Origin of the sequence: Staphylococcus capitis subsp. capitis (assembly GCF_040739495.1) — a bacterium.
In the GTDB taxonomy this organism is placed as follows: Bacteria; Bacillota; Bacilli; order Staphylococcales; family Staphylococcaceae; genus Staphylococcus; species Staphylococcus capitis.
The window spans coordinates 2,220,286-2,231,782 of record NZ_CP145263.1 but is presented as its reverse complement, the minus strand read 5'-3'; the positions used below and the strand labels follow the sequence as shown (position 1 = coordinate 2,231,782).

The following is an 11,497-nucleotide window of genomic DNA, read 5'->3' as shown; positions in this document are numbered from 1 at the left end:
AATCAAATAGCACAGCTAATCTAAATTGAAGGAGGTAGGCTCCTTGATTGATGTAAATAATTTCCATTATATGAAAATAGGATTAGCTTCACCTGAAAAAATTCGTTCATGGTCTTATGGTGAAGTTAAGAAACCTGAAACAATTAATTATCGTACTTTAAAACCAGAAAAAGATGGTCTTTTCTGTGAGAGAATTTTTGGACCTACGAAAGACTGGGAATGTAGTTGTGGTAAGTACAAACGTGTACGCTACAAAGGTATGGTATGTGACAGATGTGGCGTTGAAGTAACTAAATCAAAAGTGCGTCGTGAAAGAATGGGACACATTGAATTAGCAGCACCTGTATCACATATTTGGTATTTCAAAGGAATTCCAAGTCGTATGGGTCTATTGCTAGACATGTCTCCAAGAGCATTAGAAGAAGTCATCTACTTCGCTTCTTATGTTGTAGTAGATCCAGGCCCTACTGGATTAGAGAAGAAAACATTATTATCTGAAGCAGAGTTCAGAGAATATTATGACAAATATCCTAATCAATTCGTAGCTAAAATGGGTGCTGAAGGTATTAAAGACCTATTAGAAGAAATTGATTTAGATGAAGAACTAAAACTATTACGTGATGAGTTAGAGTCTGCTACTGGTCAAAGACTAACTCGTGCAATTAAACGTTTAGAAGTGGTTGAATCATTCAGAAATTCAGGAAACAATCCTTCATGGATGATTTTAGATGTACTTCCAATCATCCCACCTGAAATTCGTCCAATGGTTCAATTAGACGGTGGACGTTTTGCTACAAGTGATTTAAACGACTTATATCGTCGTGTAATCAACCGTAACAATCGTTTGAAACGTTTATTAGACTTAGGTGCACCTGGCATCATCGTTCAAAACGAAAAACGTATGTTACAAGAAGCAGTAGACGCTTTAATTGATAACGGACGTCGTGGTCGTCCAGTTACTGGACCAGGTAACCGTCCATTAAAATCACTTTCACACATGTTAAAAGGTAAACAAGGTCGTTTCCGTCAAAACTTACTTGGTAAACGTGTTGACTATTCAGGTCGTTCGGTTATCGCCGTTGGACCAAGTTTAAAAATGTATCAATGTGGATTACCTAAAGAAATGGCACTTGAACTATTTAAACCATTCGTTATGAAGGAATTAGTTCAACGTGAAATTGCTACAAATATCAAAAATGCGAAAAGTAAGATCGAACGCATGGATGATGAAGTTTGGGATGTATTAGAAGATGTTATCACTGAACACCCAGTATTACTTAACCGTGCACCAACGCTTCATAGACTTGGTATCCAAGCATTTGAACCAACATTAGTTGAGGGTCGTGCAATCCGTCTTCACCCACTTGTAACAACAGCTTACAATGCGGACTTTGACGGTGACCAAATGGCGGTTCACGTACCATTATCAAAAGAAGCACAAGCTGAGGCACGTATGTTAATGCTTGCGGCACAAAACATCCTTAACCCGAAAGATGGTAAACCAGTTGTTACACCATCTCAAGATATGGTATTAGGTAACTACTATTTAACATTAGAACGTAAAGATGCTGTTAATACTGGTGCGATTTTCAATGACACTAATGAAGTATTAAAAGCTTATGCGAACGGTCATGTACACTTACACACTCGTATTGGCGTGCATGCAAGCTCATTCAACAACCCAACGTTCACAGATGCTCAAAATAGTAAAATCTTAGTTACTTCAGTAGGTAAAATTATTTTCAATGAAATCATTCCTGATTCATTTGCATATATTAATGAACCTAGTCAAGCAAATTTAGAAGATACTACGCCAGATAAATACTTCATAGATCCGACTCAATTAGGTGAGGGTGGCTTAAAAGAATACTTTGAAAATGAAGAACTTATTGAGCCATTCAATAAGAAATTCTTAGGAAACATCATTGCTGAAGTATTCAATAGATTTAGTATTACTGACACATCTATGATGTTAGATAGAATGAAAGACTTAGGTTTCAAATTCTCATCTAAAGCTGGTATTACTGTTGGTGTATCTGACATCGTGGTACTTCCAGACAAACAAGATATCTTAGATGAACATGAAAAATTAGTTGAACGTGTAACTAAACAATATAATCGTGGTTTAATCACTGAAGATGAACGTTATAACGCTGTTGTTGAAATTTGGACTGACGCAAAAGACCAAATTCAAGGCGAATTAATGCAATCTCTTGAGAAAACAAACCCTATTTTCATGATGAGTGATTCTGGTGCCCGTGGTAACGCATCTAACTTCACGCAATTAGCAGGTATGCGTGGATTAATGGCTGCACCATCAGGTAAAATTATCGAATTGCCAATCACATCTTCATTCCGTGAAGGTTTAACAGTATTAGAATACTTCATCTCAACTCACGGTGCTCGTAAAGGTCTTGCCGATACAGCTCTTAAAACAGCTGACTCTGGTTACCTTACTCGTCGTCTTGTTGACGTTGCGCAAGATGTTATCGTACGTGAAGAAGACTGTGGCACTGACCGTGGTTTATTAGTTTCTGATATCAAAGAAGGTACAGAAATGATTGAACCATTTATTGAACGTATCGAAGGTCGTTATTCTAAAGAAACAATTCGTCATCCTGAAACTGATGAAGTAATCATTCGTCCAGACGAATTAATTACTGCAGATATCGCTAAGAAAATTACTGATGCTGGTATTGAACAAATGTACATCCGCTCAGCGTTTACTTGTAACACTCGTCACGGTGTATGTGAAAAATGTTACGGTAAAAACCTTGCTACAGGTGAAAAAGTTGAAGTCGGTGAAGCAGTTGGTACGATTGCCGCTCAATCAATCGGTGAGCCAGGTACACAGCTTACAATGCGTACATTCCACACTGGTGGGGTAGCAGGAAGCGATATCACTCAAGGTCTTCCACGTATCCAAGAAATCTTCGAGGCACGTAACCCTAAAGGACAAGCGGTTATTACTGAAATCGAAGGTGTAGTAGAAGACATTAAACTAGCTAAAGATCGCCAACAAGAAATTGTTGTTAAAGGTGCTAACGAAACTAGATCATATCTAGCTTCAGGTACTTCAAGACTTAAAGTTGAAGTTGGTCAATCAGTGGCACGTGGTGAAGTTCTTACTGAAGGTTCAATTGAGCCTAAAAACTACTTAGCAGTAGCAGGACTTAATGCGACTGAAAGTTACCTATTAAAAGAAGTTCAAAAAGTTTACCGTATGCAAGGTGTTGAAATCGACGATAAACACGTTGAAGTTATGGTTAGACAAATGTTACGTAAAGTTCGTATCATTGAAGCTGGTGACACTAAATTATTACCAGGTTCTCTTGTGGACATTCACAGCTTTACTGATGCTAACAGAGAAGCCTTTAAACACCGTAAACGTCCAGCAACTGCTAAACCAGTATTGCTTGGTATTACAAAAGCTTCTCTTGAAACTGAAAGCTTCTTATCAGCTGCGTCATTCCAAGAAACAACACGCGTTCTTACAGATGCAGCAATTAAAGGTAAACGCGATGACTTACTTGGACTTAAAGAAAACGTTATTATCGGTAAGCTAATCCCAGCAGGTACTGGTATGAGACGTTACAGTGATGTTCAATATGATAAAACATCAGCTCCTGTAGCAGATGTAACTGAAGATGTTGAGATTACTGAATAAATTTTAACTTGAGAGTGAGGAGTTAATACCTCACTCTCTTATATATTTATTTTTAAAAGCTTAGAGATATTGTTGACTATGTGTATTAAAAAATGTTAATATATTAAAGGTTGATGCAAGCAGAACTTTGGAGGATATGTACATGTCTAATGAAAAAGTTGCACGCTTTAACAAACAACACTATGTAGTTGGACTTAAAGAAACGCTTAAAGCGTTAAAGAAAGATCAAGTTGCATCATTGATTATCGCTAAAGACGTTGAAGTTCATTTATTAACTCGCGTGTTAAGCTATATCAATCAAGAAAATATACCAGTGACATTTTTTTCTAGCCAGCGGGCTTTAGGAGAATATGTAGGTATCAATGTTAATGCAACTATTGTTGCGTTATTGAATGAGAATTAGTAAGTATGATGCTTACTAAATTTTATTTAACCTTAAAATGAACCACCTGGATGTGTGGGATTAAAAAATGAAGAGAGGAGGACATATTCAATGCCAACTATTAACCAATTAGTACGTAAACCAAGAAAAAGCAAAACTAAGAAATCAGATTCACCAGCTTTAAACAGAGGTTTCAATAGTAAAAAGAAACAATTTACTAACTTAAACTCACCTCAAAAACGTGGTGTTTGTACTCGTGTAGGTACTATGACACCTAAAAAACCTAACTCAGCGTTACGTAAATATGCACGTGTGCGTTTATCAAATAACATTGAAATCAACGCATACATCCCTGGTATCGGACATAACTTACAAGAACACAGTGTAGTACTTGTACGTGGTGGACGTGTTAAAGACTTACCTGGTGTGCGTTATCATATTGTACGTGGTGCACTTGATACTTCAGGTGTTGATGGACGTAGACAAGGTCGTTCATTATACGGAACTAAAAAACCTAAAAATTAAGTTTAAGATTACGTAAATTTTAAATACATTTTTAAAGATTATACTATAATAGGAAGGGAGGATTTACATTATGCCTCGTAAAGGATCAGTACCAAAAAGAGACGTATTACCGGATCCAATTCATAACTCTAAGTTAGTTACTAAATTAATTAACAAAATTATGTTAGACGGTAAACGCGGAACAGCTCAAAGAATTCTTTATTCTGCATTCGACTTAGTTGAACAACGTAGTGGTCGTGATGCATTAGAAGTATTCGAAGAAGCAATCAATAACATTATGCCAGTATTAGAAGTTAAAGCTCGTCGTGTGGGTGGTTCTAACTACCAAGTACCAGTTGAGGTACGCCCAGAACGTCGTACTACTTTAGGATTACGTTGGTTAGTAAACTACGCTCGTCTTCGTGGTGAGAAAACTATGGAAGATCGTTTAGCTAACGAAATCTTAGACGCTGCAAATAATACAGGTGGTGCAGTCAAAAAACGTGAGGACACTCACAAAATGGCTGAAGCAAACAAAGCATTTGCTCACTACCGTTGGTAAGATGAAAGCTTTTACCCTGAGTGTGTTCCGTTATAAGGTTTACCAATAATGGCTCATGCTTAGGGCATCGCCATATCTATAGTACTTATTCAGTAAATACTGGAAGGAGAAAAACACATGGCAAGAGACTTTTCTTTGAAAAATACTCGTAACATCGGTATCATGGCTCACATTGATGCTGGTAAGACTACTACGACTGAACGTATTCTTTATTACACAGGTCGTATCCACAAAATTGGTGAAACACACGAAGGTGCTTCACAAATGGACTGGATGGAACAAGAACAAGACCGTGGTATCACAATCACATCTGCTGCAACAACAGCACAATGGGATGGCCACCGTGTCAACATTATCGATACACCTGGACACGTAGACTTCACTGTTGAAGTTGAACGTTCATTACGTGTACTTGACGGTGCGGTTACTGTACTTGATGCTCAATCAGGTGTAGAACCTCAAACTGAAACAGTTTGGCGTCAAGCAACTACTTATGGCGTACCACGTATCGTATTCGTAAACAAAATGGATAAATTAGGTGCTAACTTCGAATATTCAGTAAGCACTTTACATGATCGTTTACAAGCAAATGCTGCACCTATCCAATTACCAATTGGTGCCGAAGATGAATTCGAAGCAATCATTGACTTAGTTGAAATGAAATGCTTTAGATATACAAACGATTTAGGTACAGAAATCGATGAAATTGAAATTCCTGACGATCACAAAGAAAGAGCTGAAGAAGCTCGTGCTCAATTAATCGAAGCTGTTGCTGAAAGCAACGACGAATTAATGGAGAAATATCTTGGTGACGAAGAAATTTCTATCGATGAATTAAAAGCTGCTATCCGTAAAGCAACTACTGACGTAGAATTTTACCCAGTACTTTGTGGTACAGCATTCAAAAACAAAGGTGTTCAATTAATGCTTAATGCAGTAATTGACTACTTACCTTCACCATTAGACGTTAAACCAATCATTGGTCACCGTGCTAATGACCCTGAAGAAGAAGTTGTTGCTAAACCAAACGATTCAGCTGAATTCGCTGCATTAGCATTCAAAGTTATGACTGACCCTTATGTTGGTAAATTAACATTCTTCCGTGTGTACTCAGGTACATTAACTTCAGGTTCATACGTGAAGAACTCTACTAAAGATAAACGTGAACGTGTAGGTCGTTTATTACAAATGCACGCAAACTCACGTCAAGAAATCGATACTGTTTACTCAGGCGATATCGCTGCTGCGGTAGGTCTTAAAGAAACAGGTACTGGTGATACTTTATGTGGTGAGAAAAACGACATTATCTTGGAATCAATGGAATTCCCAGAGCCAGTTATCCACTTATCTGTTGAACCAAAATCTAAAGCTGACCAAGATAAAATGACTCAAGCTTTAGTTAAATTACAAGAAGAAGACCCAACATTCCATGCACATACTGATGAAGAGACTGGACAAGTTATCATCGGTGGTATGGGTGAATTACACTTAGACATCTTAGTTGACCGTATGAAGAAAGAATTTAACGTTGAATGTAATGTAGGTGCTCCTATGGTTTCATACCGTGAAACATTCAAGCAATCTGCACAAGTTCAAGGTAAATTCTCTCGTCAATCTGGTGGTCGTGGTCAATACGGTGATGTTCATATCGAATTCACACCTAACGAAACAGGCGGAGGTTTCGAATTCGAAAACTCTATCGTTGGTGGTGTAGTTCCACGTGAATACATTCCATCAGTTGAACAAGGTCTTAAAGATGCTATGGAAAATGGTGTCTTAGCTGGTTATCCATTAATCGATGTTAAAGCTAAATTATTTGATGGTTCTTACCACGATGTCGATTCATCTGAAATGGCCTTCAAAATTGCTGCATCATTAGCGCTTAAAGAAGCTGCTAAAAAATGTGATCCAGTTATCTTAGAACCAATGATGAAAGTAACTATCGAAATGCCTGAAGAATACATGGGCGATATCATGGGTGACGTAACTGCTCGTCGTGGACGTGTAGATGGTATGGAACCTCGTGGTAATGCACAAGTTGTAAATGCCTTTGTACCACTTTCAGAAATGTTTGGTTACGCAACTTCATTACGTTCTAACACTCAAGGTCGCGGTACTTACACTATGTACTTTGACCACTATGCAGAAGTTCCTAAATCAATCGCTGATGAAATCATCAAGAAAAATAAAGGTGAGTAATTTAACTTGTTAAGACTAGCCATGCTAGGTTAAAATACAGGTTGAGCTTATTGTTAAGCTATCACTTTTATGATTTGATTTTTAAGGGTAAATGCATTATAAAAGAATTATAAATTCTTTTAGGCTTAACTCAATCAATTATCTTCTCATGATGGTGAGAAACTATCATGAGAGATAAATTTGAAATAACTTTTACTAAGAATAGGAGAGATTTAATAATGGCAAAAGAAAAATTTGATCGCTCAAAAGAACATGCCAATATTGGTACTATCGGTCACGTTGACCATGGTAAAACAACTTTAACAGCTGCTATCGCAACTGTATTAGCTAAAAATGGTGACACTGTTGCACAATCATACGACATGATTGACAACGCTCCAGAAGAAAAAGAACGTGGTATTACAATCAATACTGCACACATCGAGTATCAAACTGACAAACGTCACTATGCTCACGTTGACTGCCCAGGACACGCTGACTATGTTAAAAACATGATCACTGGTGCTGCTCAAATGGACGGCGGTATCTTAGTAGTATCTGCTGCTGACGGTCCAATGCCACAAACTCGTGAACACATCTTATTATCACGTAACGTTGGTGTACCAGCATTAGTTGTATTCTTAAACAAAGTTGACATGGTAGACGACGAAGAATTATTAGAATTAGTTGAAATGGAAGTTCGTGACTTATTAAGCGAATATGACTTCCCAGGTGATGATGTACCTGTAATCGCTGGTTCAGCATTAAAAGCTTTAGAAGGCGATGCTCAATACGAAGAAAAAATCTTAGAATTAATGCAAGCAGTTGATGATTACATTCCAACTCCAGAACGTGATTCTGACAAACCATTCATGATGCCAGTTGAGGACGTATTCTCAATCACTGGTCGTGGTACTGTTGCTACAGGCCGTGTTGAACGTGGTCAAATCAAAGTTGGTGAAGAAGTTGAAATCATCGGTATCCACGAAACTTCTAAAACAACTGTTACTGGTGTAGAAATGTTCCGTAAATTATTAGACTACGCTGAAGCTGGTGACAACATCGGTGCTTTATTACGTGGTGTTGCTCGTGAAGACGTACAACGTGGTCAAGTATTAGCTGCTCCTGGTTCAATCACACCACACACTAAATTCAAAGCGGAAGTTTACGTTTTATCTAAAGACGAAGGTGGACGTCACACTCCATTCTTCAGTAACTACCGCCCACAATTCTATTTCCGTACTACTGACGTAACTGGTGTTGTTAACTTACCAGAAGGTACTGAAATGGTTATGCCTGGCGACAACGTTGAAATGACAGTTGAATTAATCGCTCCTATCGCTATTGAAGACGGTACTCGTTTCTCAATCCGTGAAGGTGGACGTACTGTTGGATCAGGCGTTGTAACTGAAATCTTCGAATAATATTTATTATTCATTATTTCAAAGAGACTCCCAGTTTGGGAGTCTTTTTTTATTCCAATTTTTACATATAATTCCTATTTTTTTATTCAGAAAAGCTCGTTTAGCTGAGAGTAAGTCAACTCAGTATTAAATTTTCATTTTCCGCACAAAAAAAGCGTGTTCTATCTTACTTATTTAAAAGTAAGGTAGAACACGCTCTATATATTATAAATCGTTAAAATACATGTTCAATTTCTAGTATTTTAAGAAATTCGCTTGCAGCATATTTAAAAGATGATTCATCTATATCAAAGTATGGATTATGATGTGGCGCGGTTATACCTTTATCCTCATTACCACAACCTGTTAAGAAAAAGGCACCTGGACGTACTTTAAGATAATGTGAAAAATCTTCGCCAATCATCATCAAATCTGATTCATTAAATCTTAAATGTAAATCATTCGCTGCTTGTTTAACAACCTCATAAGATTGCGGATGATTGTGTACAGGTAAATAGCCTTTAATATAATTCATGTCATAAGTAATATCATTAGCAACAGCTAATCCCTGTAATAGTTTATCCATTTTATTCTTAATATGGTTTTGTAGCTCGGTGTCAAATGTACGAACCGTTCCTTTACAAAAGGCGGTATCCGGAATAACACTATCTGTTGATCCAGCTTGTACCATCCCAAATGTCACAACAGCTTCTTTAACTGGGTCTATCGTCCTAGAGACAATCTTTTGAGCACTTAAAATAAATTCAGCCATAATGACTATAGGATCAATGGTTTCATGGGGTTTAGCCCCATGTCCACCGCTACCTTTGATCGTGATACTAAACTCATCAGGTGATGCCATAATCGCACCAGGTCTAGAGTAAATAGTACCTGAAGGGTAACCACTCCACAAATGTGTACCATAGATTTTATCAACATCTTGAAGACAGCCATCATCAATCATTTCCTGAGAGCCACCAGGCATAATTTCTTCTCCATATTGGAAGATGAATACAACGTTTCCTTTTAATAAATGGCGGTGTTCATTTACTATTTCAGCAACTCCAAGTAATATTGCCGTGTGACCATCGTGACCACATGCATGCATACAGCCCTCGTTTTTAGAACGGTATGGGACGTCGTTTAATTCTTGAACAGGTAGGGCATCAAAGTCTGCACGAAATGCTATAGTTGGGCCGTTTTCACTACCTTTAAATGTAGCTTTGATACCATTACGGCCAACTGGAGTAACAATATCACATGACAACTGGCTTAATTGATTCACGATAAAGTCATGCGTACGCTTTTCCTCAAAAGAGAGTTCGGGATATTGATGCAAATATCGTCGTAGTTGTACCATTCTTTTCTCTTTTTTGCTAGCCAATTGGAACCAATCAAACACATTTATCACTTCTTCCTTCTTATTATCGTAATTAGTATATCATTATTGATTAAGCTAAAGTAGGCTTTCATATTAATTATTTTTCAATAAAACAATGTGATAACACCTATAAATGATAAGGCTTTCATGATTCTGAAAATTAAGGTATGATTAAAGAAAATAGACAACACAAGGGGGATTTAATTGTGGTTCAATCACTAAATGAGTTTTTAGATGAAAATATACAATATTTAAAAGACAATGGCTTATATAACGAAATTGACTCAATTGAGGGAGCAAATGGTCCTGAAATCAAAATTAATGGTAAAAACTACGTCAATTTATCATCAAATAACTACTTAGGACTTGCTACAAATGAAGATTTAAAAGAAGCAGCTAAAAAAGCAATTGATTCACACGGAGTGGGTGCAGGTGCAGTACGCTCAATTAATGGTACATTGGACTTACATGATGAGTTAGAAGATACACTTGCACAGTTTAAAGGTACTGAAGCAGCTATTGCATATCAATCAGGATTTAATTGTAATATGGCTGCTATATCAGCTGTTATAAATAAAAATGATGCTATTTTATCTGACGAATTAAACCATGCCTCTATTATTGATGGTTGTCGCTTATCTAAAGCTAAAATTATTCGAGTAAATCATTCAGATATGGAGGATTTACGTACAAAAGCTAAAGAAGCTGTTGAGTCTGGACAATACAATAAAGTAATGTATATTACTGATGGTGTATTTAGTATGGATGGGGATGTTGCTAAGCTACCAGAAATTGTAAAAATTGCTGAAGAATTTGGTTTATTAACTTATGTTGATGACGCTCATGGTTCAGGTGTTATGGGTAAAGGTGCAGGTACAGTTAAACATTTCGGTTTACAAGATAAAATTGACTTCCAAATTGGCACATTATCTAAAGCCATTGGTGTTGTAGGTGGTTATGTAGCGGGCTCTAAACAATTAATTGATTGGTTAAAAGCACAATCAAGACCGTTCTTATTCTCGACTTCATTAGCACCTGGAGATACTAAGGCTATTACTGAAGCTGTTAAAAAATTAATGGCATCTACAGAATTACATGATCAATTATGGGATAACGCACAATATTTAAAAGATGGACTCTCTAAATTAGGTTTTAATACTGGGGAATCTGAAACACCAATTACTCCAGTCATTATTGGAGATGAAAAAGATACGCAAGAGTTTAGTAAACGTCTTAAAGAAGAAGGAATCTATGTTAAGTCAATAGTATTCCCAACAGTTCCTAGAGGTACCGGTCGTGTAAGAAATATGCCTACAGCTGCTCATACTAAAGATATGTTAGATAAAGCCCTTGATGCTTATGAGAAGGTTGGAAAAGAATTAAATATTATATAGATTGTTATTCTTAAGGCACTTGTCTC

At 37.0% G+C, this 11,497-nt stretch carries 8 protein-coding genes; 7 read left to right on the top strand and 1 reads right to left on the bottom strand.

Annotated elements, in window-relative coordinates:
* The first annotated feature begins 70 nt into the window (after positions 1 to 70).
* The 6 genes from rpoC to tuf all read left to right on the top strand — a co-directional run bounded on the left by rpoC (position 71) and on the right by tuf (position 8,717).
* Positions 71 to 3,667, top strand: a complete 3,597-nt coding sequence (rpoC, locus tag V6C74_RS11130) for a DNA-directed RNA polymerase subunit beta' (protein ID WP_161799215.1) — start codon at positions 71 to 73, stop codon at positions 3,665 to 3,667.
* A 142-nt stretch (positions 3,668 to 3,809) separates the two neighbouring features.
* A complete protein-coding gene (locus tag V6C74_RS11125; protein WP_002433271.1) occupies positions 3,810 to 4,070 on the top strand; it encodes a ribosomal L7Ae/L30e/S12e/Gadd45 family protein in 261 nt (86 codons plus the stop codon).
* A gap of 90 nt (positions 4,071 to 4,160) precedes the next feature.
* On the top strand, positions 4,161 to 4,574 hold the full coding sequence (gene rpsL, locus V6C74_RS11120; protein ID WP_002433334.1) for a 30S ribosomal protein S12: 414 nt from the start codon (positions 4,161 to 4,163) through the stop codon (positions 4,572 to 4,574).
* A 70-nt stretch (positions 4,575 to 4,644) separates the two neighbouring features.
* Positions 4,645 to 5,115, top strand: a complete 471-nt coding sequence (gene rpsG, locus V6C74_RS11115) for a 30S ribosomal protein S7 (protein ID WP_001137495.1) — start codon at positions 4,645 to 4,647, stop codon at positions 5,113 to 5,115.
* 117 nt (positions 5,116 to 5,232) lie between these two features.
* On the top strand, positions 5,233 to 7,314 hold the full coding sequence (gene fusA / locus V6C74_RS11110) for an elongation factor G (protein ID WP_002452481.1): 2,082 nt from the start codon (positions 5,233 to 5,235) through the stop codon (positions 7,312 to 7,314).
* A gap of 218 nt (positions 7,315 to 7,532) precedes the next feature.
* Positions 7,533 to 8,717 carry an elongation factor Tu gene (gene tuf / locus V6C74_RS11105; protein ID WP_002432994.1) on the top strand — a complete coding sequence of 395 codons (1,185 nt, stop codon included), beginning with the start codon at positions 7,533 to 7,535 and terminating at the stop codon, positions 8,715 to 8,717.
* Between the two features lie 214 nt (positions 8,718 to 8,931).
* On the opposite strand, the gene V6C74_RS11100 is transcribed toward tuf, so the two are convergent.
* The gene (locus V6C74_RS11100; protein ID WP_002452482.1) at positions 8,932 to 10,098 is read right to left on the bottom strand and encodes a M20 family metallopeptidase; all 1,167 of its coding nucleotides are present in this window, start codon (positions 10,096 to 10,098) and stop codon (positions 8,932 to 8,934) included.
* 185 nt (positions 10,099 to 10,283) lie between these two features.
* Between V6C74_RS11100 and V6C74_RS11095 the strand changes: the two genes are divergently transcribed.
* Positions 10,284 to 11,471 carry a glycine C-acetyltransferase gene (locus tag V6C74_RS11095; protein WP_016898730.1) on the top strand — a complete coding sequence of 396 codons (1,188 nt, stop codon included), beginning with the start codon at positions 10,284 to 10,286 and terminating at the stop codon, positions 11,469 to 11,471.
* Positions 11,472 to 11,497 lie beyond the last annotated feature (26 nt).

Bases quoted from the DNA above. Each gene is read 5' to 3' on its own strand.
- V6C74_RS11125 (WP_002433271.1), top strand. From the start codon at position 3,810: ATGTCTAATGAAAAAGTTGCACGCTTTAACAAACAACACTATGTAGTT.
- rpoC (WP_161799215.1), top strand. From the start codon at position 71: ATGAAAATAGGATTAGCTTCACCTGAAAAAATTCGTTCATGGTCTTAT.
- tuf (WP_002432994.1), top strand. From the start codon at position 7,533: ATGGCAAAAGAAAAATTTGATCGCTCAAAAGAACATGCCAATATTGGT.
- fusA (WP_002452481.1), top strand. From the start codon at position 5,233: ATGGCAAGAGACTTTTCTTTGAAAAATACTCGTAACATCGGTATCATG.
- rpsL (WP_002433334.1), top strand. From the start codon at position 4,161: ATGCCAACTATTAACCAATTAGTACGTAAACCAAGAAAAAGCAAAACT.
- rpsG (WP_001137495.1), top strand. From the start codon at position 4,645: ATGCCTCGTAAAGGATCAGTACCAAAAAGAGACGTATTACCGGATCCA.